The sequence below is a fragment of the Tsuneonella suprasediminis genome, from assembly GCF_003605755.1.
In the GTDB taxonomy this organism is placed as follows: Bacteria; Pseudomonadota; Alphaproteobacteria; order Sphingomonadales; family Sphingomonadaceae; genus Tsuneonella; species Tsuneonella suprasediminis.
On sequence record NZ_RAHJ01000015.1, the window covers coordinates 1 to 21275 of the forward strand.

Consider the following 21275-nt stretch of genomic DNA (forward strand, 5'->3'; position numbering starts at 1 on the left):
GCGCCCAGCGCCGAGACCCAGCCCGGCATCGCCTCGCGCGGCCAGGTCGCGCCCGAGAGGAAAAAGATCGGTAGCGAGGTGGGGATTAGCAACAGCAGCGCGGCGCGCGCGTTGGGGAACAGCCGGGCGGCGAACAGCGAGAAGGCGGCGATGGCTCCTGCCGCAAACAGCGCGACGATCAGCAGGGCGCCGATTCCGGCTTGGCGCGGGATATCCTGCGCAGCGAAGAACCAGCCGAAATAGGTCAGCGTGAGCACGAACGACACGAGGCTCAGCGCCAGCCATTGGCCACCCAGTTCGTTCCATCCGCGCCGCCTGCGCCCGGCGAATAGCACGGCGGTACCAAACAGCATGGTCTGCTGGAGGATCACCGGTGCAACGGCGGGAAAGATATAGGCGCCGTATTCCAGATTGGGGTTGAACAGCGGTTGCGACTCGACGGGATCGGTAATTTCGATACTAACCCCGAGCCGTCCTTTCGCCTCGTTGTTGAGCGTGTTGACGATGGCCCCCTGGATCGCCTGGCCCAAAGCTTTGGTTCGCACGAGGTAGGTTCCGTTGATCCACAGCGCTATGCCACTGTCCTGGCCGCGCAGGGCGTCATCCAGTGCTCGGTCAGGCAGCAGCAGCACGCCATCGACCTTTCGCTCTACCAGCAGGGTGCGCGCCTCGGCTAGGTTGGCGGGCCGGGCGGCGACCTCGGCCAGCGGGCTGGCCTCGATCAGATCGACGAGCTGTCGGCTGAGCGGGGTGCGCGCCTCGTTCACCACTGCCAGCCGCACGTCCTGCGCATGGCCTTGGCTGTAAGGCGCGGGATAGTAGAAGCCGTAGAACAGCGCTGCGACCACTATCAGCATCAGCGCATCGGTGTTGCAGCCAAGCTGGCGCAGCGTGTCGAGGAAGGCAGCGCGCAGGCTCATGCCGTGGTCTTTCTTCCGCCCAGCCATGCCGCCAGTGCGATGCCCGCCACCGCATAGCCCGTCAGCAGCAGCGCCGCCCCCCAGGCCTGTATCGCGGGGGCACCAAGGAATTGGTCCATCTGCGCGGTCAGGTAATGGGTGAACGGCAGCACCTGATGCCACAGCCGCGCCACGGTCGGCGCGCCCTCGATCGGCAGCGACCCGCCCGAAAAGGCCAGCGCCGACCCGGCATAAAGCGCGCTCAGCGAATAGCCGAAGACGTCGCGCCGCGCGCCCGCAACGAAGGCGAAGGACAGCGCTAGCGAGGCGGCGATCAAGGCGAACTGCGCGAAGAAAGTGGCCAGCAGCGATCCTTCCATCCGCCAGCCCTTGAAGCCGATCAGCCAGACCATCCATACCGCCCCCCAGAAGCCGAGGACCACCAGATTGGGCGCCAGCTTTCCCGCCAACGCCGCCGCGCCGCCGCCGGTTTCGGCGCGCCATGCGTTCAGCGAGCGGCTATCCGTTCCGCCAAGTTCGCGCGCCATCGCGTAGACCCCGACGCAGGCGGCGAGGAGGTGCAGCATGGCGGGCTGGATCAGCGCCTGCAGGTACCACTCGAAGCTCGCCTCGGGATTGAACAGTACCGAGATCTGCACTTGCGGGATCGCCACCCGGTCTGACAGTACCCCGGCCCGCCAGGCGTTATCCTCGATCCCGGCGATGATCGACCCGCGCAGCGCGCTGGCCAGGCTGCGTTCGACGGTCGAGCCGACGCTGAGGTATGCGGCGTTGTAGAACAGGCGGATCGGCTCGTCGGCAGCGCGGGGTTGTCCGAATCCGCGGGGGATCGAGACGAAGGCCCAGATGTCCCCGCGGCGGACCGCCGCTTCGGCCGCCGTGTCGCTGACCGGCTGGGCAGCGATCCGCACTTCGGGGCGGCCTGACAGCAAACGGACGAGCGCCTGGCTCTCGCTGGTGCGGGCATTGTCCACCACCGCGACCGGGAGTGCCTGCAACGCCCCTTGAGACAGCATGGCGGCGACGATGGCGATGGCGCAGAACGGCACGACCACCAGCGCCAGCAGCATCACGCGGCTGGTGGCGATGAAGCCCGCTTCGCGCCGCGCCGCGCCGCCGAGCCGCGCGAGAGCCGAGGGCGCGGTCACTGCGGCCAGTCGAACAGCACGCTCATGCCCGGCCGCAAGCCTTCGACCCGCTGGGCCGGTTCTAGCTTGATCTCGAAACTGCGCGCGTCGAACCCGGCGTTCTGGCGGGTCGCCTTTTCGCTGGTGAACCCGGCCTGCGCCGAAATCGCGGTGACGCGCAGACGTACGGTCTTGTTGCCGACTGCAGGGACGGTGCCCGTCAGCACCCGGCCTTGCGCCATCCCTGCATAGTCCTTTTCGGAAATGCGCAGCGTTACGCGGGGATGGGCAAGATCGACGATCTGGAACAGCGGCACGCCGGGAGCGACGACTTCGCCCGGCTCGACGAGGCGGCGGCTGACTTCGCCGGCGATCGGCGCGGTGACTTTCATATCCGCGGCCAGCTCGGTGGCGGCGCGGTTGCGCGCCTTGGCGGCGATGGCCTGCGCGTCCGAGACGGCGCGGGTTTCACCGCGCGTTCCGGCAAGCGCCTTGCGATACTGCGCGTCGGCCGCTGCGGCATTGGCGCGCGCGGCGACATTGGCCGCGACGGCCTCGTCGCGCCGCTGTGCGGAGATCACCCCCTGCGCATAGAGGCGGCTCATCCGCCCGGCGGTGACCGCTGCGAGGTTGGCGGCGGCGCGGGTCGAGGCGGCAATGCCCTGCAAGGAGGCGATATCCTCGGGCCTCACGCCCTGATTGGCGATGGCGTCGAGCGCGCGGGCGCTGTCGACATCGGCCTGGCTCTGGCTGACAAGGGCATCGAGCCCCGGGCTGGACAGCGTGGCCAGCAACTGGCCCGGACTGACCGCGGCGCCCTCCGCGATCGAGACCTGCTCGACGCGCGCCATCATCTTGGTCGCGACATTGACCTCGGTCGCCTCGACCGTGCCCTGGAGCGGCACCGGCTGGGGCCGCGAGGAATACCAGATGCCGACCAGCGCGAGCACGGCAAGCACCGGCAGCGCCCACAGCAGCCAGTTGGCGCGACGGCCGGGATCGGGCGCAGCGGGGTCCGTTTCGGCAAGCGGCTCGGACGGGACGGGATCGGTGTTATCGCTCATTGACGGTCTGCCTGTCGGGCGCTTCGGCATAGTCGGCGAAGCGTTCGCTTTGTCCGCTTGCGGCGAGCAGCGCGGCAAGCGAGAGGTCATATTCATAGGCCGCCGTCGCGCGCTGGGCGCGGGCGAGGCCGAGCGCGGTCTGCGCGTCGGTGACCTCGGCCGCGGTGCCAACCCCTTCGCGGAACCCGATCTGCTTGACGCGCAGGTTTTCCTCGGCCGCTGCGACGCTGCTCGCCATGGCGGTGAAGGCGCGGCGGGCGTTATCCGCGATCAGCCAGGTCTTCTCGATCTCGCCCTCGGTTCGCGTGCGCGCATCGGCCGCGCGGAGCCGCGCGGCTTCGCTGCGCGCCTCGGCCGCGGCGACCAGTTCGCGGCGGTTGATCGGCGAGACCAGCGGGATGCGCACGGTCGCGCCGACGATCCAGTCGGGATCGACCGGCAGCGATTGCTTGCGCACGCCGTTGACCGAACCGAAGGCATAGACCGATGGCCGCATCGTCGCGCGGGCCGCCCGTACGCCAGAGGCGGCCAGTTGTTCCGCGCCTTCGGCCACGGTGAGCTGGCCGTTGCGCGTTGCCTCACCGGTCCAGGCAGTCAGCGGCGGCAACGGGGTCATGTTGACGAACAGCGGCGTCGATGGCGCGGGATCGGCGGTGCCGGTCAGCCTTGTCAGCGCCAGTTCAGCCATGTCGGCATCGCGCCGCGCCCGATCGTTGGCCCGCTGGGCGGCATCGCGCGCGACGACCGCCTCCAGGGTAAGCGAATGCGGGACCACCCCCTCACGCTCCATCGCGCTGACGTTGCCGAGATGGCGTTCGGCAGAGGCCAGTGTCTGCCGGCTCGACACCTCGAGCTGGCGGGCGAGCTGGGCGCCGAAATAGGCTTCGGCCAGTCGCAGGCCGCTGGCCCCGCGTGCCAGATCGCGACCGCCCTGGGCCATGGTCACTTGCGCCTTGGCAGCGTCGGTCACCGCCTCAAGCGCGCCGCCGGTGTAGATCGGCATGATCGCGGTGATGTTCGGGCGCACCACGACGTCGCGCTGGGTATAGTCGTACTGGTCGGGAATGGGCGCGAGCAGGCCGGGCAAGGCCTGGCCGATGCGCCCGGCGACCATTGCCGCAATATCGGCATAGCCAGGCGGAAACTGCCCGGGCAGCCCGGCAAGATAGCTTTGCGCATCGCCGACGAACTGGTCCTTGGGTCCGGTCAGATCGATGCTCAGCGATTTTTCGTAAGCGATGACCGAGGCAGAGGCGGTGACGGTCGGGCGGTAGAGATGCGCCACGGCCTTCGCCTGATGCTCGGCGGCGCGCAGGTCCGCATCGGCGGCAGCCGTACCGGCCGGAGTCTTTGCCATCGCGGCCTCGGCGGTGCGGTAATCGAGCGCGGTCTGGGCCGGCGCGGGAGTGGCCAGCAGCGCCATCGACAAGGCAAGCGCACGCTTCATTGCGGCTGCCCAAGCATCGCGCGCATGCAGGTGATGAAGATTTCCGCTGCCGGCAGAGTGCTTCCAGTCCCTTCATCGCGCAGCGCCAGGCCGCGCCACAGCACGAGCAGCGCCTCGACGATTTCGGTCGACCGGAACAGTGGGGTCAGCCCGAAGTGCGCAACCAGGTCGTCGATCCGTTCGGCGAACAGCAGGTCGATGCGCCGCTCGGCAGCGGTAACGGCGCGGGCGAAGGCGGGGTTGCGCACTGCTTCAAGCCGCAGCTCGATCGCCATCTGCGCCCATTCGCGCCGATCGGACACGGTCGCCAGCCACTCGCCGATCTGGGCGATGGTCTGGTTGAACGTCATCGCATGATAATCGAGCGTCATCTCGCCGAAGGTGCGCACGCGCTCCTCCAAATTGCGCTCCATCACCGCAAGCAGCAGCTCCTCGCGCGAGGCGAAGTTCGAATAGAACGCGCCCTGGGTGAAGCCGGCACGGGTGCAGACCGCGCGCAGCGACAAGCCGGGCATCGAACTTTCCAGGATCAGCTCTTCGGCTGCGTCAAGCAGCGCTGTGCGCGTTGCGGCCTGCGAGTCTTCGCGACGGAGGGGTCTATCAGCGGCCATCGGGCGGCCATACAGATATCAACTGATATTTCAAGCTTTCGTCTTTCAGATGCGGTGCGGAAGGGATGCTTGAGGAGTTGCTGACGACCATCACGCTGGCGATGGCGTGGCTTTCGCGCCCGTCATGTCTTTGAAGTCGGTGATGACCTCGCCGATCAGCGTCCGTAGCCAGCGGTGTGCGGGGTCGTGCCGGTAGCGGACGTGCCAGGCCATTTCCACGGGAAAGCTGCCGAGGTCGACCGGGGCGGGCAGGACCTTCAGCCGCGGGTCGTGCATCAGTTGCCTGCAGATCAGCGAGGGCAGGGTGGCGCAGTAATCGGTCACCGCCACTATCTCGGCTGCCGCGAAGAAGTTGGTCACGGAGATCGCGACGTCGCGCTTGAGCTGCTCTGCGCCAGCGCCTGGAACAACCCGGCGCGCATCCGTCCAGCGAACAGAATGCGCGTGTCGTTGTCGAAGAACACGAAGCGCATATTGTGGAGCGTGCCCACTTTCTGGGCACCGTCGAAATTGCCGTTGACCAGGCCGAAAATGCGCCGCAGCCGATCGGCGCCGCCAGGCTTCAGTTTGGCGATTGCTGTCAGTTCCGAGACATTGCCCGACTGCGCGCCGACCCGACCGGCGGAACCCGCCGTACCCTTGAGATCAGGATTATGTTTGGTGACCATCTGCTCGAGCGCCGGTTTGGCGAGTTGCGGCGCATCGCCGGCAACTTCCTCGATCCTGCGGCGGATGGCCTGCAGGCGGGTTTCATCGATCTGAGGTGCTTCTTCGGTATCGGCCATGACAGGCCTCCTTTCTCGAAATCTGGCAGGTTTGTGCAGGCTCAGTCTGGAATGGCGTCGATGCTCGTCGGCTCAACCCGCGGCTGGGCGTTCATCTCGTGGCGGTAGCGGGTGGACCGCTCATATGCGGCGATCCGCACCCGCATGATCGAGCCGAGCGGCTGATGCTCGCGGATGCCGTGCCACGGGTTGAAGGAGAGGACATCGTCGCCATAGACGCGTCGTGCGGGCGAATAGGCGTCCTGCGGCGGAATGCGCAGCGTCGCGAGCGGCTGGTGCGGCGACAGGTCATCCGGCCAGAGCACGGCCGCGTCCTCGACCGGCATCTTGTCCAGATCGGCACAGAGTTGTGCCCGGAGCTGGTACTCGGCGCCTTGCTCGCGGAAATGCTCGACCACCAGGTCTCGCATCGTGGAATCCTCGACCGTGCCGACATCCTGGCCCGTGAGCGCCCGGACATTGTCGGACAGCGGCGCCGCGCTGATCTTGGCGATGTATCGCCGAAGCGGATCGCCGCCATCGAGTGATAGGTCTCACCCAGGAGATGATCATTGTCCCGGGCGAGGCCGCGCAGTGTCGCGCCCGGTTCCACGCCGACGGCCTCGACCGCTGCCTCGACGCCTCGCGCGACCCCGGCCATCGCACGCTGGAGGAAGGCCGGATTCTGTGCATTCTTTTCGAGGAGCCCGATGAGCTGGCGGTACTTGCCGATCGTGCCGAAGCTCAGGACTGGAATATTCACCAGTAGAAAATCCTGATTGCGTCCAGTGTCCCCGGGCAGCAGCCGTTCGCCCTCGACGCCGAGGACCTTGATGGCCATTCCGCGCGGGGCGGGAATGGTATCGGAGTGAATGTCACCCGGCGCCGAGGAAAGGCGGATCACCACCGGATAGGTCGCGGGTCGCGCAAACAGGCCTTGGCGCAGATGCTGCTGCAATTCGGGGACGATAAGTTCGGCCTTCAGGAACCCATGGCTCTTGGCATGGGCGTCCCGTACCGCGTGCCGGTGCCGCTCGAACGCCCTGCGATTGGTCGAAGCCATGATTTCGAGAATTTCGGCGGTGAGACGATCTTCGTCATCGCCAACCATCTCCACATCAGGGGAGTAGAGAATATAGGTGTCAGCCAAGGCCACTCCTTTGCGGCAGGATTTGACGACGGATGAGCAATTTAGCCTCGAAATTGTCATCCAATCGGGATATCAGGTGGTATCTGGTTTTCCGGTCAACGCCGATCGATGGCAAAAGTTTCAAAGGCGTGGCTGTTTTTGAGGGCGAACGTCATGCGACCTACGCGCAAGGAAACACAGCGTCAGACCCGGGATCGATTGATCGCAGCGGCGCATGCCTCAATCGTAGAGGAAGGCGTGGCGGCAATGTCGATCCGCAACATCTGCAGCGCGGCGGGTCATTCGCAGGGCGCGTTCTATTCCAACTTCGCCAGCAAGGATGACCTGCTGGTCGACATACTGCAGAGCCACATACAGGACGAAGTCACGCTCTTGCGCGATATCGTTGCGCAGTGCGTCGGGGACGATATCGAGGCGACGCTCGAGGTGCTCGCCGACCGTCTCGCGAAGCTGGCCGAAGAACCTCAGTGGTCATTGCTTTCGATCGAACTGCAACTTCATGCACGACGGAATCCGGCCTTTGCCGAGCGACACCGGGAGGGCAAGGCGGCTTGCTATCGGATGTTCGGTGAGCTCGTGGCCGACCTCGTCAGGCGTTTCTCTCTGCGGCCGGCCTTGCCGGCAGAGCAGGCCGGCATCGGCCTTTATGCGCTTTGGATGGGGCTGGCCGTCCAGGGTGATGTCGAAGGGGCCATCTCGCGCGACGAGATGCTGGTCGGCTTTTTCCGCGCCATGGCGGGGCTCGATGTGCTGGAGCCTGCAAAGCCATGAACTCGGACGGCCTCAAGCGCCGACGGATCGGTTGCGATGCTGCGGGCGACCCGCTGTCGGGCAAGATCGACGAACAATGTCGCTTCCACATCAGCTTCCGGGCCGAGGAACACGACATCGACGAACTTGATCATGTCAACAATGCGGTCTGGGTGACGTGGCTCCAGGATGCCTCGGTGGCGCACTGGTTCGCGGCGGCTCGCCCAGGCGATACCGACACCTATGTCGCGGTGGTCCTCAGGCATGAGGTCGATTATCGCGGCAATGTCCGGGCGGGTGAGGATGCAACCGCGGTCACCTGGGTTGAGGGACGACCGCGCGGGGCGCGCTATTCGCGCCGCGTCGACTTCACCGACAACAAGGGCACGGTACTCGTGTCGGCCCTTTCCCAATGGGCGCTGATCGAAAAAGCGACTGGCAAGCTGGTCCGGGTGCCTGTTGAAGTCGCGGCGCCGTTTCTGCGCGATGCCACAGGGCAGGAGAGGAACGCATGACCGAAATCAGAAAAGTCGCAGTGCTTGGAACGGGCGTGCTGGGCAGCCAGATCGCATTCCAGTCGGCCTATACCGGCTTTGAAGTAGTCGCATACGACATCAATGACGAGAGCCTGCAGAAGGCGCGGCTGCGGCTCGCAGCTTTGGTCGAAACCTATCGCAAAGAGGTGACCGGCGCGGCGGACCTGCAAGCCGACACAATGGGCAGGATTATACTGACAAGCGATCTGGCTGCAGCCGTTGCGGATGCCGATCTGGTTATCGAAGCCGTGCCAGAAGTGCTGGCGATCAAGCAGGCGCTTTATGAGAAGCTGGCAAGGTTGGCGCCATCGGACACGATCTTGGCCACCAACAGTTCGACGCTGCTGCCCAGCGATCTAAAGGATTTCACTGGCCGGCCAGATCGGTTCCTGGCGCTGCACTTCGCCAACAACATCTGGAAATTCAATACGGCCGAGGTGATGGGAACGCCCGAGACAGATCCGGCGGTCATCGACACTATTCTCAAATTCGCTTCTGATATCGGCATGGTGCCCATCCCCATACGCAGGGAAAAGGCGGGCTATGTCCTCAATTCCCTGCTTGTGCCGCTGCTCAACGCCGCGGCCGAGCTCGCCGAAGGCGGTTATGCCAATCCGCATGACGTCGACAAGGTGTGGCGGATCGCAACGGGTGCGCCGATGGGGCCGTTCCAAATCTACGACATGATAGGACTTAATACGCCCTACAACATTCTTTCCCACGGCGATAAGCATGCCCGGTCGCTCGCCGCATGGCTGAAGGAAAACTACATCGACAAGGGCAAGCTGGGCATCGCCTCGGGCGAAGGCTTCTACAGCTATAAGCCCGCCGACTGATCCGACCACAAGAACAAGAGGAGTTCGCCATGCACTATAGCAGCGGAAACTATGAAGCGTTTGTCCGTCCCCGCAAGCCGGAAGGCGCTGACAGGAAGACGGCTTGGTTCGTCGGCTCGGGTCTCGCGGGGCTCGCCGGCGCGGCATTCCTCATCCGCGACGGCGGTATAGCCGGTGAGCGTATCACCATCCTCGAAGAGCTGGATATTCCCGGCGGCGCGCTCGATGGTCTCGATGTGCCGGACAAGGGTTTCGTCATCCGCGGCGGCCGCGAAATGGAAGAGCATTTCGAATGCCTGTGGGACCTGTATCGCTCCATCCCCTCGCTGGAAATCGAGGACGCCAGCGTTCTCGATGAGTTCTATCGGCTCAACAAGGACGATCCCAATTTCTCACTTCAGCGCACGACCCAGAACCAGGGGCAGGACGTTCCAGACAAGCATTTGCTGACGCTGAACGACCGGGCGCAGAAGGACCTGATCTCGATCTTCCTCGCGACCCGCGAGGAAATGGAGAACAAGCGGATCAACGAGGTCTTCAGCGAAGATTTTCTCAAGAGCAATTTCTGGCTCTACTGGCGCACCATGTTCGCCTTCGAGGAATGGCATTCGGCGCTGGAGATGAAGCTCTACATCCACCGCTTCATCCATCACATCGCACATCTGGCGGATTTCTCCTCGCTCAAGTTCAACCGCTACAACCAGTATGAATCGATGGTCCTGCCGCTGGTGAAGTGGCTGACGGAACGGGGCGTGAAGTTCCGCTATGGCGTCGAGGTGACGGATGTCGATTTCGATATCCAGGAGGGCCGCAAGCAGGCGACCCGCATCCACTGGAAGGAGAAGGGCGAGGAAGGCGGTGTCGATCTCGGCCCCGATGACCTCGTTTTCATCACCATCGGGTCGCTGACCGAGAATTCCGACAACGGCGACCACCACACGCCGGCGAAGCTGAACGAAGGCCCGGCACCGGCCTGGGACCTGTGGCGGCGCATCGCGGCGAAGGATACGGCTTTCGGACGCCCGGATGTGTTCGGCGCCCATATCCCGGAAACAAAATGGGCGTCGGCGTCGATCACGGCCACCGATCCCCGCATTGCGGAGTATGTCGAAAAGATCACCAAGCGTAACCCGTTCACTGGCAAGATCGTCTCGGCCGGCATTGTCACGGTGAAGGATTCCGCATGGTTGTTGAGCTGGACGGTGCATCGCCAACCGCATTTCAAGAAACAGCCCAAGGACCAGATGATCGCCTGGTTCTATGCGCTCTTCGTGGACAAGCCCGGTGACTATGTGAAGAAGCCGATGCAGGAGTGCACTGGCGAGGAGATCACGCAGGAGTGGCTCTATCACCTCGGGGTGCCTGTCGAGGACATCCCGGAACTCGCCGCGAAAGGCGCCAGCACCGTGCCGACGATGATGCCGTACATCACCGCTTTCTTCATGCCGCGCCAGGCCGGCGACCGGCCAGACGTCGTGCCGGAAGGTGCGGTCAATTTCGCCTTTATCGGCCAGTTTGCGGAGTCGAAGCAGCGTGACTGCATCTTCACGACCGAATATTCGGTCCGGACACCAATGGAGGCCGTCTACACTCTCATGGATGTCGAGCGCGGGGTACCCGAAGTGTTCAACTCGACCTACGATATCCGCACGCTGCTTGCCGCCGTCACACCGCTTCGTGATGGAAAGGGGATCGACGTGCCGGGGCCGGCCTTCCTGCGCAAGCTGCTGATGAAGAAGCTGGAAGGCACCGAGATCGCGAAACTGCTCGAGGAGTACGACCTGATCTCGAAAGAGTGAGCGGTGGATCCGCAGGCGCAGTGGAAGGTGAAGGATGGCCAACGATGACCCAGAGAGCGAGCCAGCGACTGAAGGCGGGCAGGGCCATGCTCTCCATGGCAATGAAGGGCGGGATGATGATACGGCCTCCCGCTCTACCACGCTCGATCCGGTGTGCGGAATGGTGGTCGATCCCGCTACCGTGGCCCATGAAGCGGAGTATGAGGGCGAGCGCTATGTCTTTTGCTCGGCGGGATGCAAGGCCAAGTTCATGGCCGATCCACAGCGCTATCCCGCTTCGGCGGGGCGTGACGGTTAGAGTGATCTGCCCCCTGCTGAGTGGTCCAGAGACTATGATAGTCTGGACCACGAAAGGGACATTGAATGCCGAGCAGGAAGCACAAGCCGGAAGAGATTATCGGCAAGCTGCGTGAAGTTGAGATCGTGTTGGCGCAGGGGGCCTCGACTGCCGAGGCGTGCCGGCGGATCGCGGTCAGCGAGCAGACCTATTATCGCTGGCGCAAGGAATATGGTGGCCTGAAGACCGACCAGGCGCGGCGGATGAAGGAATCGGAGAAGGAGAACCAGCGGCTTCGCCGGGCGATCTCCGACCTGACGCTGGACAAGCTGATCCTGCAGGAGGCTGCAAAGGGAAACTTCTGAGCCCCGCGCGGCGACGGCGCTGCATCGATCAAGTACGACGGGATCTGCCAGTCTGGGTATCCGAGCGACGGATATGTCGGGTGCTGGGGCAGCATCGATCGACACAGCGCAAGGTACCGCGCGGGGCAGATGACGAACAGGCGTTGACCGAGGACATCATCGCGCTGGCAAAGCAATATGGTCGCTACGGCTACCGCCGGGTGACGGCGTTGCTGTGCCATGCGGGGTGGACGGTGAACCATAAGCGGGTCGATCGGATCTGGCGGCGCGAGGGGCTGAAGGTGCCGCCGCGCCAGCCAAAACGCGGGCGTCTATGGCTTAACGACGGATCGTGCATCCGCTTGCGGCCCGAATATCCGGGGCATGTCTGGGCCTATCACTTTGTCGAAGGGCGCACGCATGAGGGCCGCAAGTTCCGGATCCTGACCATCATCGATGAGGCCAGCAGGGAATGCCTGGCGCTCATCGTTGCACGCCAGCTCAGGCACGAGGATGTTCTGGCGGCCCTGGCCGACCTGTTCGTCCTGCGCGGCCCACCAGCACATATACGGTCCGATAATGGCAGCGTGTGTATCAACGACTCGCTCAAGCGCAGTCGGACAGAGCGTAGGCCATGAATCTTTTACCGTGAACGCTGATGTGTGGAGGCTGAGCAGCCGCAGCGCTGAATTAGCGCGCTGCTACCTAGAGAGCTACCTAGCGAAAGAACGCTCTCGGTCGCCTGTTTCGGCGAGATCGATAACCGACTGGAAAATAAGGAGAATGTGGTGGACGCACTAGGGCTCGAACCTAGGACCCGCTGATTAAGAGTCAGCTGCTCTACCAACTGAGCTATGCGTCCACATCCAACTGACAGGGCCATTTGTCGGCTCCGAATCGTCGGGAGACGCGCATATAAACGCTCCGGCGCGGATGCCAAGGGGGTGAGTGCCTTTTTTAGAGCTTAAGTTGAAAGCCCGCTCCGTCCGGCCTTCACGGTCCAGCGGTTAATAGCCATCAGCGTGCCGATGCATATCATGTTGGTCATCATAGAGCTTCCGCCATGGCTCATGAAGGGTAGTGGTATGCCAACGACCGGAGCCAGGCCCATTACCATCATCAGATTGATAGCCACGTAAAAGAAGATCGTCGCCACCATGCCGCCCGCCAGCAAGCGCGAGAAGCGATCCTGAGACGACAGGGCAACCTTCCATCCCCAGCGCAGAATCAGGAAGAACATCAGCAGGACAAACATGCCGCCGATGAAACCCCATTCCTCGGCCATCGTGGCGAAAACGAAATCTGTGTGGGGTTCGGGAAGGTAGTTCAGGTGGCTTTGTGAGCCGTTATTGAAACCCTTGCCGCTGAGCCCACCGGATCCGATAGCGATCTTTGACTGCGTGATGTGATAGCCATCGCCCAACGGATCGCTCTCCGGGTCGAGGAAAGTGAAGACGCGTTTCTGCTGATATGGCTTCAGCCCGACGAAAAACGCGACAGGCGCCGCGATAATGCCCGCGATACCTCCGCCAATGAACCAGCGTAGCGGTAGCCCGGCGAGGAACATCACAACCACTCCGCCAAAACCAATAGCCAGCGCGGTGCCGAGATCGGGTTGCGCTAGGACAAGCAGCATGGGCATCCCGATCATTGCACCGGCGGGGACGATCGAGCGCCATGTCGGCACCATTCCCGATGGGAGCGAAGCATAAAACCGGGCCAGAACGAGTACGATTACCGGTTTCATCAACTCTGATGGCTGCAGAACCAGCGGCCCGAGATTAATCCACCGCTGGCTGCCACCGCCGATAGCCCCGACGGCCTCCACCGCCACCAGCAAGAGCAGCACGACGATATAAGCCGGATAAGCGAGCAATTGGACAACGTCCTTGCTCACGAGCGTCATCACCGAGGCCACTACGAGGAAGACCGAGAATCGGACCAGGTGCGACAGGGCATATGGCTGCACATGACCGCCGCCTGCCGAATAAAGCACAGCACCGCCGAAGCAAACCAACGCGATCAGCGGGATTAGCATCTGCCAGGGCTGGCGGGAGATGGGGGCGGGAATAATACCGCTCATGTTGCGTTGTCCGGATTGGCTGAGGAAGAAACCTCCTCGCCAGTCTGGCCCTTTGCAGTGCCATTGTTGGTTGCATCGGATTTGGGCTGAGCGCGTGCTTCGGCAGCGGCCCGGGATTCTCGCGGGTCGAGGTTGAAAGTTTCTTCCGGTACGGCAATGCCCATTTCGCCAACGAATGCCGCATATTGGCGCGCCATACGTTGCGCCGGTTTACCGCCCCACTGCTTCTCGAAGCTATGCAGAGAATCCAGCGCTTTGGCAGGGTCGAACAGAAAGGTCATGACGTCGCGCGCGATCGGATAGGCCGAGCCTGAACCGCCGCCGTGTTCGATCACCACTGCACAGGCATAGCGCGGATTGTCGAACGGGGCGAAGCAGATGAACAGGCCGTGGTCGCGATATTTCCAGGGACCGGTCTTGCCATTCGAGATGCCAAGCGAGACCACCTGCGCGGTACCCGTCTTGCCGGCCATCAACACGTCGTCGATCGGCAGCCGTGCGCGCCCGGCAGTGCCGGGGCCATTGATCACGTCGCTCATCGCATTCTGGATGATCTGCACATGATCGCCGTGGAAATTCATGCTTCCGAACCTGGAGGGCTTCCCGTCGAGAATCAGACGCGGCATCACGGTCCTACCGGTCGCGATCCGCGCAGCATAGACCGCAAGCTGCAATGGGTTGAACAGCATGTAACCCTGGCCGATTGTTGCGTTCACGGTATCGAAGGCCTGCCATTCACGGCCATACTTTTTCAGCTTCCACTCCGGATCGGGCACAGTGCCGTAGAACTGGCTGGCCACGGGTAGAGGGAACTCCTGGCCCAAGCCGCAACGGCGCGCCATGTCGGAGATCACGTTCATCCCGAGCTGCTGGGCGAAGTGATAGAAATAGACGTCGCAGGACTGATAGATGCCCTTCGCCATGTTAACACTGCCATGCCCGCGCCGGTTCCAGCAGTGGAACACACGGTTGCCCACGCGCAGGCCGCCATTGCAGGTGACGGTCGCATCGGGGGACAGCCCGGCTTCCAGAAAAGCCATCGCGACCATCGGCTTCACCGTCGAGCCCGGTGGATAGAGCCCTTGCAGCACTTTGTTACGCAGGGGCACCCGGTCGTTTTTGCTCAGCATCGAATATTCGAGACGACCGATCCCGTCGGAGAAGCTGTTAGGGTCGAAACTGGGCATGGAGGACATGCAAAGAAGGTCGCCTGTCAGGCAGTCGATCACCACCACCGAACCGGATTCGAGTCCAATCCTGCGCGCGGCATAGTCCTGCAACGGCCCGTCAATAGTCAGATGGACAGGATGGCCAGGCACATCTTCGCGCGTTTCGAGGTCGCGCACCCTGCGGCCAGTCGCCGTGACCTCCACCCGCCGTGCGCCGGGCATGCCGCGCAGTTCCTGTTCGAACTGCTTTTCGATCCCGTCCTTACCCACTTTGAAACCGGGCGTGAGTAGCAGCGGTTTAGGCTCGCGTTCGTACTCCTCACGGCTGGGCGCGCCGACATAACCAACCAGATGACCGACCGATGGCCCGGTCGGATAAAACCGCGAAAAGCCTCGTTGAGGTACGACACCTGGCAGATCGGGCAGCCGGACGCTGACTGCGGCGAATTGATCGTAATCGAGGCCGCTGGCGACTTCGACTGGCGCGAAACCGCGGCTCTTTTCCACTTTGTCGAGAATCTCGTCGACTTTGACTTTGTCTAAGCTGAGCAAAGTTGCGAGTTCGCCAATTTCCGCCTCAGCATCGCGCATCCGATCGGGGATTACATCAACCCGGAAGTCCGCACGGTTAGAGGCGAGGGGCACGCCATTACGATCCAGAATCCAGCCGCGGCGCGGCGGGATCAGCGAAAGGTTGACCCGGTTGCTTTCTGCCTCCGTCTTGTATTTTGCATTCTCGAAGATCGAGAGATAGCCCATTCGCGCGGCCAGTAGCACGCCTAGGCCACCTTGCACGCCAGCAATCACGAAACTTCGACGGTCGAAGCTGTTGGAGAGAGTGGCGGGGCTAACGATTGCGCGCGCGCGCTGGCGCTTGCGACGCATCAGCCGATCACCCGCACACGCATCAACCTGAATCTGTCAAGCACAGCAACCATACGTGCGATAATGGGGAATATGCATATCGAGAGCAAGAACTGGGGCACCATTACAACAATCGCGGTAATCTCGATCCGCGCACCTGAAAGCATAGCAGCCACAATCAAGTAGGCCGCGATGAAGACAACGCCAACCAGCCAGTCTTGCAGGAAACCGCGCCAGGGAAAGCGTGCCTCCAGCAGTTCGATGCTGAGCATTGTCAATGACCAGAGCAGAGTAGCGGAGCCGAATGGCTGCCCGCTGAACAAATCGTCGAACATACCCAGAAGCGTACCCGCCCACACAGGCAGCAGGCCGGGACGCACCAGCCTCCACGCGATCATCATCAGATATCCGAGAGGCGGAATCAACGGTATTGCCGAAGCAATTGGCAATTGCGGCAACAGCGACGCAAACATGATCGTGATCCAAGGCGTTGCGTAAGCGAGGATCGGGGAGTGAGTGCGATTGATCTTGCTGCCGTAGCGGTCGCGGCGCGCTTTGCCGGAAATCGGATCGATCATTGGGTGGCCGCGCCGGTTGACTGATCATTTGCCAATGCTTCGCCAACAGGTGTCTTGGCACTCTCAACCGCTTTGGGCTGCCAGATCGGTTCCACGGCGACGAAATCGGTGGCGGCAGGATCGGCGATGACACGGGCGACACCGCCATCGGACGTCACCTGATCGAGAATCGCGACGGCGACTCCCGGCTGATAGTACCCTCCTGCACCGCTGGTCACAAAAACATCGCCACGTTTGAGCGGGTTGACGCCGAGATTGATGAGTCGGATCCGCAAGCGGCCGTCGCCGCGCCCTTCAGCGAAAGCAACCACATCGTCCTTCGCCCGCCGAACCGGTAACACACTCTCGCTATCGGCCAACAGCAATACCCGTGCGCTGTGCTGGCCAACCTCCAGTACCCTGCCAACCACCCCACGCGGCGAACGAACAGGCATTCCCACAGTGACGCCCTGATTGCTTCCTGCGCCAAGATAAGCAAAACGCCGCGTGCTGGAAGCGGAAGATCCCACGAGCCGCGTAATCGCGACCGGCGGTGTCTGCGTGTCCCGCAGCCCAAGCAGCGTTTTGAGGCGAGCGTTTTCCTGTCGTACTGCGTCCGCTTCTTTCAGGCGGATACGGGCCAGCTCGACCTCTTTTTTGAGATTGGCGTTCTGGCTTCCTGCACGGAGATAGCCAGAAATCGAATCGAACAGACCTTGTCCCTCGGTCCGGGTAACTGCGTTCGCTTCGCCGACCGGGGCGACAATATCCCCGGCGGATGTGCGAAGTCCATTAAACGACGTTGGCCGCCACAGAGATATGCCGAGCAACAGCGCACCGAACAGTACGCCGATCGTAGCCAGCACGTAGCCGGTAAACAGTCCGTATTGCGCCCTGCGCGAATGCCCGGAGCGCCGTGACGAAGGCGGCGCCATGTCTTTAATTCCCCTCAGGCGGTCATCAACACGCCGCGATAGATCGGATCTTCCATAGCGCGCCCGGTGCCGATGGCCACGCAGGAGAGCGGATCTTCGGCAATTGTCACCGGCAGGCCGGTTTCGTCGCGCAGGTGAGCATCCAGCCCCTGAATCAACGCACCGCCGCCAGTCAGAACGATTCCCTGATCGACAATGTCGGCGGCCAGTTCAGGTGCCGTGTTTTCCAGTGCGATCCGAACACCTTCGACGATGGCGCCAATCGGTTCCGACAAAGCTTCGGCAATGTGACCCTGATTGATGGTGATTTCCTTGGGAACGCCATTCACCAGGTCGCGGCCCTTGATCGTGATCGTTTCGCCAATCCCGTCTTCGGGGGCGACAGCGATGCCGTAGTCTTTCTTGATCCGTTCGGCAGTGGCTTCCCCGATCAGCAGATTGTGGTGTCGGCGGACATAACTGACGATCGCTTCGTCCATTTTGTCCCCCCCGGTACGAACCGAGGTGGTATAGGCGAGGCCGCGCAAAGAAAGGACCGCGACTTCGGTCGTCCCGCCGCCGATGTCGACCACCATGCTGCCGACCGGTTCGGTCACCGGCATGTCCGCACCAATGGCAGCGGCCATCGGTTCGAGGATCAGGTACACCTGACTGGCCCCGGCATTACTGGCTGCATCGCGGATCGCCCGCTTTTCAACCGAAGTCGAACCCGATGGGACGCAGATCACGATTTCAGGATAGCGCAGCAAGCTCTTGCGACCATGAACCTTACGGATGAAGTGTTTGATCATCTCCTCAGCGATTTCGATATCGGCGATCACCCCGTCACGCAGGGGACGGATGGCTTCGATCGAATCCGGTGTCTTGCCCATCATCATCTTCGCATCGTCACCCACAGCCTTGACGCGTTTGATGCCATTGATGGTTTCGATGGCGACCACCGAGGGTTCGTTCAGAATGATGCCCTGACCTTCGGCATAGACCAGCGTGTTGGCGGTCCCGAGGTCGATCGCCATGTTCTGCGAGCCGATTTTAAGGAGATTCGAGAAGAAGCCCATAGTGATGTCGATTCCGTAGGTGATTTCAGATGCTTGCCGCGCCGAGGCACGGTAAATGCATCCCGGATTTGGCGTGGAATGCCCGCTCTTTAGACAAACCTGCGGTGAGGGGCAAAAAATTTGTGGTTAAATTGGTGAGTTATTCGCACCGTTTGCCTCGAAAAACCGCCGCTTGATCGCTAGGCTGCGTGACATGCCTACGATCAGACGTTTGCCGGAGTCCCTCGTCAACCGCATCGCCGCTGGCGAAGTGGTGGAAAGGCCAGCAGCCGCGCTCAAGGAATTGATTGAAAACGCGATCGATTCCGGTGCTCGAACAATCGTGGTGTCACTGGTCGAGGGCGGGTTGGACCGGATCGAGGTGACTGACGACGGGTGCGGTATGACGCCCGAAGAAATGGCGCTCGCGCTGGAACGTCATGCGACATCCAAACTGCCTGACGATGCCATCGAACAGGTCGCCACTCTGGGTTTTCGCGGGGAAGCTTTGCCGTCCATTGCCAGCGTCGCGCGCTTCACGCTCGAAAGCCGGCCTAAGGGGGCCGCGCAGGGCTGGCGCAAAGTGGTCGATCATGGCGAAATGGTGGAAGATGGCCCTGCTGCGCTGCCACCGGGAACGCGCGTTCGGGTGGAGCATCTGTTTGGCAAGATCCCGGCCCGTCGGAAATTCCTGCGGACGGCGCGCAGCGAATATGCCGCCTGTCTCGATGTCGTGCGGCGTCTGGCGATGGCGCGGCCCGATATAGGCTTCACCCTTGAGCATGGGGGGCGACGGGTTCTGGCGTTGCAATCGGGGCAGGGGCTGGTGGAGCGTGTCGCGCAAGTTGTTGCGCGCGAACTGAAAGAAAATGGCGTACCGATCGATTTCGAACGGCCGACACAAAGTGGCACTATGACGCTCGGCGGTATCGCCGGCTTGCCGACATACAATCGTGGTGTGGCCGATCACCAGTATCTGTTCGTCAACGGCCGCCCGGTGAAGGATCGCTTGCTGATCGGCGCGGTCCGTGGCGCTTATGCCGACATGCTGGCGCGCGACCGCCACGCGGTGCTGGCGCTGTTCCTCGACCTGCCACCGGAAGAAGTCGATGTGAACGTCCACCCCGCGAAAACCGAAGTGCGTTTTCACGATTCCGCCGGTGTGCGCGGCTTTATCGTGTCGGGGCTACGCCACGCGCTTTCGACCGGTGACCGCCGCAGTGCACAAGCGCCTGACGCGGCGGCAATGGGGCGCTGGACCAGCGAACCTGTGCAGCCCGATCCCGCACCATCTCTCCAATCGCTTTTCTCCGGGCGCGATTGGAGCGGTTCGTCTGCTTCGGTTCGCGAGGCCCCGACTGTCTGGCGTTCGCCGGAGGCAGAGGTGGCGGATGTTCCGCAGAGCCATACAGCCTCTGCTCCTTTCGGGCGGGCGGAAGAGGCGGCTCCGTTACCGGAAGATGTCGCGGCTTATCCGTTGGGAATTGCGCGAGGGCAGGTCGCTGAAACTTATATCGTGGCAGAGGCAGAAGATGGTCTTGTCATCGTCGATCAGCATGCCGCCCATGAACGGCTTGTGCTGGAACGCTTGCGTGCCTCGGGCGCGGAAGAGGCGGTTGCGCGGGCGCAGGCATTGCTGATCCCCGAAGTCGTCGAACTGGATGAACCCGATTGCGACCGGCTGGAGGGGGCGACAGAAAAGCTGGCTACGATGGGCCTTGCTATCGAACGTTTTGGCCCCGGCGCAATGCTGGTCCGCAGCTTGCCACATGCTCTTGCCAAGGCGGACCCGCACCAGTTGCTGGCCGATATCGCCGACGATCTGGCGAAGCATGGAGAAGCGCTCTTGCTGGGCGAAAAACTCGATCTCGTGCTGGCGACGATGGCTTGCCACGGATCGGTGCGCGCCGGGCGTGTTCTGTCGGTAGCGGAAATGAACGCTCTGCTGCGCGAAATGGAGCGCACACCGCGTTCAGGCCAATGCAATCACGGGCGCCCGACTTGGGTAAAGTTAGCGCTTGAAGATGTGGAAAAGCTTTTTGGTAGACATTAGAAGGGCTTAGCTGCGAGCGCGAAAGTGTGCCCTATAAAACCCTGAAAGTGTGCCTGTATGACGCGGGTTTTTCCGCGATATTAGGCACTTAAGGCACGCGTAAATAGGGGGTAGGTAATGGCATCAGGTTCTCGCGTTTCGCAAATCTACAATCTAGGCCGTAGACTCATTAGCTGCGATCCATAACCGTGCTGAGAAGAGCTTGATGGCGGCGAGGAAGTTATCGGCGCGTTTGTCGTAGCGTGTCGCCAATCCTCTGGCGTGTTTGAGTTTTCCGAAGAAGCGCTCGATCAGGTTGCGATAGCGGTAGAGGAAGGCGCTGAAGGCGAAGCCCTTTCGTCGATTACGCTTTGCCGGGATGTTGGCGAAGCCGCCGTTGCTTTCGATCCGTGCGCGGATAGCATCGCTGTCATAGGCCTTGTCAGCCAGGAAAGTGCTGCCGGGTGGTACGACATCAAGCAGCGCTACAGCCTCGCGGCAATCGCTGGCTTGTCCTTCCGACAGATGCAGGCCGACCGGTAAACCCCGGCCATCAACCAGCGCATGGATCTTGGTAGTCAGGCCGCCCCGGGAACGTCCCATGCAGCGATTGGGGTCCCCCTTTTTAGGGTCGCACCATGCTGGTGGACCCGGATCGAGGAACTGTCGATCATGACCAGTTCGCCATCGAAAGCGGCGCTGACGGAGGACAGAAGCCGGTCCCATACGCCAGCTTTGCGCCAACGCACGAAACGGTTGTAGCACGTCGTGTATGGCCCATAGCGCTCCGGGATATCCGCCCAGGGGCTGCCTGTGCGAAACCGCCACAATATCCCATTGATCACCCGACGATCATCAACACGCGGAACACCGCGCACCTTGTTCGGCAACAACGGCTCGATCACCGACCACTCGAAATCCGTAAGCTCAAATCTGCGACGGCTCATCCAAGGATCCTTCAAATGCCTTGAAT

Annotated in this window: 23 protein-coding genes, 1 tRNA gene and 1 pseudogene; 10 read left to right on the forward strand and 15 right to left on the reverse strand. The window is 62.3% G+C overall.

All coding sequences use genetic code 11. From position 1 onward, the window contains the following. From D6858_RS05395 to D6858_RS16080, 8 genes are all read right to left on the reverse strand, one after another. On the reverse strand, positions 1-920 hold a 920-nt coding region (locus D6858_RS05395), incomplete at its 3' end, for an ABC transporter permease (protein ID WP_165859641.1). Beyond that, complete coding sequence (locus tag D6858_RS05400) at positions 917-2068, reverse strand: ABC transporter permease (RefSeq protein ID WP_120108020.1); 1152 nt, start codon at positions 2066-2068, stop codon at positions 917-919. The genes D6858_RS05395 and D6858_RS05400, both read right to left, overlap by 4 nt. Continuing rightward, positions 2065-3111, reverse strand: coding sequence for an HlyD family secretion protein (locus D6858_RS05405; RefSeq protein WP_120108022.1), 1047 nt, complete (start codon positions 3109-3111; stop codon positions 2065-2067). Before D6858_RS05405 ends, D6858_RS05400 begins: the two co-directional genes overlap by 4 nt. Then, positions 3101-4558, reverse strand: a complete 1458-nt coding sequence (locus tag D6858_RS05410; protein ID WP_120108025.1) for a TolC family protein — start codon at positions 4556-4558, stop codon at positions 3101-3103. The genes D6858_RS05405 and D6858_RS05410 overlap by 11 nt, the downstream gene beginning before the upstream one ends. Continuing rightward, positions 4555-5169 carry a TetR/AcrR family transcriptional regulator gene (locus D6858_RS05415; protein WP_120108028.1) on the reverse strand — a complete coding sequence of 205 codons (615 nt, stop codon included), beginning with the start codon at positions 5167-5169 and terminating at the stop codon, positions 4555-4557. The genes D6858_RS05410 and D6858_RS05415 overlap by 4 nt, the downstream gene beginning before the upstream one ends. 90 nt (positions 5170-5259) lie before the next feature. Continuing rightward, entirely contained in the window at positions 5260-5529 is a 270-nt protein-coding gene (locus D6858_RS15755; RefSeq protein ID WP_165859640.1) for a LysR substrate-binding domain-containing protein, read from the reverse strand. Beyond that, positions 5526-5954 carry a hypothetical protein gene (locus D6858_RS05420; RefSeq protein ID WP_240623708.1) on the reverse strand — a complete coding sequence of 143 codons (429 nt, stop codon included), beginning with the start codon at positions 5952-5954 and terminating at the stop codon, positions 5526-5528. Before D6858_RS05420 ends, D6858_RS15755 begins: the two co-directional genes overlap by 4 nt. A gap of 41 nt (positions 5955-5995) precedes the next feature. Continuing rightward, positions 5996-6364: a catalase family protein gene (locus D6858_RS16080; protein WP_240623709.1), complete on the reverse strand. Its 369-nt coding sequence runs from the start codon at positions 6362-6364 to the stop codon at positions 5996-5998. On the opposite strand from D6858_RS16080, the gene D6858_RS16085 reads away from it, so the two are divergent. The 9 genes and pseudogenes from D6858_RS16085 to D6858_RS05455 all read left to right on the forward strand — a co-directional run. Then, on the forward strand, positions 6341-6481 hold the full coding sequence (locus D6858_RS16085) for a hypothetical protein (RefSeq protein WP_240623710.1): 141 nt from the start codon (positions 6341-6343) through the stop codon (positions 6479-6481). The genes D6858_RS16080 and D6858_RS16085 overlap by 24 nt on opposite strands. Before the next feature lie 17 nt (positions 6482-6498). Continuing rightward, positions 6499-6702 carry a hypothetical protein gene (locus D6858_RS16090; RefSeq protein ID WP_240623711.1) on the forward strand — a complete coding sequence of 68 codons (204 nt, stop codon included), beginning with the start codon at positions 6499-6501 and terminating at the stop codon, positions 6700-6702. Positions 6703-6870: 168 nt separating this feature from the next. Beyond that, the gene (locus D6858_RS16095; protein WP_240623712.1) at positions 6871-7119 is read left to right on the forward strand and encodes a hypothetical protein; all 249 of its coding nucleotides are present in this window, start codon (positions 6871-6873) and stop codon (positions 7117-7119) included. 117 nt (positions 7120-7236) lie between these two features. Continuing rightward, positions 7237-7854 carry a TetR/AcrR family transcriptional regulator gene (locus D6858_RS05430; protein ID WP_120108050.1) on the forward strand — a complete coding sequence of 206 codons (618 nt, stop codon included), beginning with the start codon at positions 7237-7239 and terminating at the stop codon, positions 7852-7854. Then, on the forward strand, positions 7851-8348 hold the full coding sequence (locus D6858_RS05435; RefSeq protein WP_025291894.1) for an acyl-CoA thioesterase: 498 nt from the start codon (positions 7851-7853) through the stop codon (positions 8346-8348). Before D6858_RS05430 ends, D6858_RS05435 begins: the two co-directional genes overlap by 4 nt. After that, positions 8345-9205 (forward strand): 3-hydroxyacyl-CoA dehydrogenase, encoded by an 861-nt coding sequence (locus D6858_RS05440; protein ID WP_120108030.1) that lies wholly within the window; start codon positions 8345-8347, stop codon positions 9203-9205. The genes D6858_RS05435 and D6858_RS05440 overlap by 4 nt, the downstream gene beginning before the upstream one ends. Before the next feature lie 29 nt (positions 9206-9234). Further along, entirely contained in the window at positions 9235-11004 is a 1770-nt protein-coding gene (locus tag D6858_RS05445) for an oleate hydratase (protein ID WP_025291896.1), read from the forward strand. Between the two features lie 34 nt (positions 11005-11038). Beyond that, entirely contained in the window at positions 11039-11302 is a 264-nt protein-coding gene (locus tag D6858_RS05450; protein ID WP_120108033.1) for a YHS domain-containing protein, read from the forward strand. Positions 11303-11367: 65 nt separating this feature from the next. Beyond that, positions 11368-12236: pseudogene (locus tag D6858_RS05455) on the forward strand (IS3 family transposase); the annotation flags it as partial. 175 nt (positions 12237-12411) lie between these two features. Here the strand turns inward: D6858_RS05455 and D6858_RS05460 are convergent. From D6858_RS05460 to D6858_RS05485, 6 genes are all read right to left on the reverse strand, one after another. Further along, positions 12412-12487 (reverse strand) — tRNA-Lys (locus D6858_RS05460). A gap of 102 nt (positions 12488-12589) precedes the next feature. Next, a complete protein-coding gene (rodA, locus tag D6858_RS05465) occupies positions 12590-13708 on the reverse strand; it encodes a rod shape-determining protein RodA (protein WP_120108035.1) in 1119 nt (372 codons plus the stop codon). After that, a complete protein-coding gene (gene mrdA / locus D6858_RS05470) occupies positions 13705-15762 on the reverse strand; it encodes a penicillin-binding protein 2 (protein ID WP_120108037.1) in 2058 nt (685 codons plus the stop codon). The genes rodA and mrdA overlap by 4 nt, the downstream gene beginning before the upstream one ends. Beyond that, the gene (gene mreD / locus D6858_RS05475; RefSeq protein WP_120108039.1) at positions 15762-16319 is read right to left on the reverse strand and encodes a rod shape-determining protein MreD; all 558 of its coding nucleotides are present in this window, start codon (positions 16317-16319) and stop codon (positions 15762-15764) included. The genes mrdA and mreD overlap by 1 nt, the downstream gene beginning before the upstream one ends. Beyond that, positions 16316-17233, reverse strand: a complete 918-nt coding sequence (mreC, locus tag D6858_RS05480) for a rod shape-determining protein MreC (protein WP_120108042.1) — start codon at positions 17231-17233, stop codon at positions 16316-16318. Before mreC ends, mreD begins: the two co-directional genes overlap by 4 nt. Positions 17234-17247: 14 nt before the next feature. Next, positions 17248-18291 (reverse strand): rod shape-determining protein, encoded by a 1044-nt coding sequence (locus D6858_RS05485; protein WP_120108045.1) that lies wholly within the window; start codon positions 18289-18291, stop codon positions 17248-17250. 193 nt (positions 18292-18484) lie between these two features. On the opposite strand from D6858_RS05485, the gene mutL reads away from it, so the two are divergent. Further along, positions 18485-20323, forward strand: coding sequence for a DNA mismatch repair endonuclease MutL (mutL, locus tag D6858_RS05490; protein WP_120108047.1), 1839 nt, complete (start codon positions 18485-18487; stop codon positions 20321-20323). Between the two features lie 153 nt (positions 20324-20476). Here mutL and D6858_RS05495 read toward each other — a convergent pair. Next, a protein-coding gene (locus D6858_RS05495; RefSeq protein WP_120106682.1) for an IS5 family transposase occupies positions 20477-21249 on the reverse strand; the annotation gives its coding sequence in 2 pieces (ribosomal slippage) (positions 20477-20931 and positions 20931-21249; 774 coding nt in all). Positions 21250-21275 lie beyond the last annotated feature (26 nt).

Bases quoted from the DNA above. Each gene is read 5' to 3' on its own strand.
- D6858_RS05485 (WP_120108045.1), bottom strand. From the start codon at position 18,291: ATGGGCTTCTTCTCGAATCTCCTTAAAATCGGCTCGCAGAACATGGCG.
- mutL (WP_120108047.1), top strand. From the start codon at position 18,485: ATGCCTACGATCAGACGTTTGCCGGAGTCCCTCGTCAACCGCATCGCC.
- mrdA (WP_120108037.1), bottom strand. From the start codon at position 15,762: ATGCGTCGCAAGCGCCAGCGCGCGCGCGCAATCGTTAGCCCCGCCACT.
- D6858_RS05440 (WP_120108030.1), top strand. From the start codon at position 8,345: ATGACCGAAATCAGAAAAGTCGCAGTGCTTGGAACGGGCGTGCTGGGC.
- D6858_RS16080 (WP_240623709.1), bottom strand. From the start codon at position 6,364: ATGCGAGACCTGGTGGTCGAGCATTTCCGCGAGCAAGGCGCCGAGTAC.
- D6858_RS05445 (WP_025291896.1), top strand. From the start codon at position 9,235: ATGCACTATAGCAGCGGAAACTATGAAGCGTTTGTCCGTCCCCGCAAG.
- D6858_RS05405 (WP_120108022.1), bottom strand. From the start codon at position 3,111: ATGAGCGATAACACCGATCCCGTCCCGTCCGAGCCGCTTGCCGAAACG.
- mreD (WP_120108039.1), bottom strand. From the start codon at position 16,319: ATGATCGATCCGATTTCCGGCAAAGCGCGCCGCGACCGCTACGGCAGC.
- D6858_RS16090 (WP_240623711.1), top strand. From the start codon at position 6,499: ATGATCATTGTCCCGGGCGAGGCCGCGCAGTGTCGCGCCCGGTTCCAC.
- D6858_RS05420 (WP_240623708.1), bottom strand. From the start codon at position 5,954: ATGGCCGATACCGAAGAAGCACCTCAGATCGATGAAACCCGCCTGCAG.
- D6858_RS16085 (WP_240623710.1), top strand. From the start codon at position 6,341: ATGCTCGACCACCAGGTCTCGCATCGTGGAATCCTCGACCGTGCCGAC.
- mreC (WP_120108042.1), bottom strand. From the start codon at position 17,233: ATGGCGCCGCCTTCGTCACGGCGCTCCGGGCATTCGCGCAGGGCGCAA.
- D6858_RS05415 (WP_120108028.1), bottom strand. From the start codon at position 5,169: ATGGCCGCTGATAGACCCCTCCGTCGCGAAGACTCGCAGGCCGCAACG.
- D6858_RS05430 (WP_120108050.1), top strand. From the start codon at position 7,237: ATGCGACCTACGCGCAAGGAAACACAGCGTCAGACCCGGGATCGATTG.
- rodA (WP_120108035.1), bottom strand. From the start codon at position 13,708: ATGAGCGGTATTATTCCCGCCCCCATCTCCCGCCAGCCCTGGCAGATG.
- D6858_RS05450 (WP_120108033.1), top strand. From the start codon at position 11,039: ATGGCCAACGATGACCCAGAGAGCGAGCCAGCGACTGAAGGCGGGCAG.
- D6858_RS05435 (WP_025291894.1), top strand. From the start codon at position 7,851: ATGAACTCGGACGGCCTCAAGCGCCGACGGATCGGTTGCGATGCTGCG.
- D6858_RS05410 (WP_120108025.1), bottom strand. From the start codon at position 4,558: ATGAAGCGTGCGCTTGCCTTGTCGATGGCGCTGCTGGCCACTCCCGCG.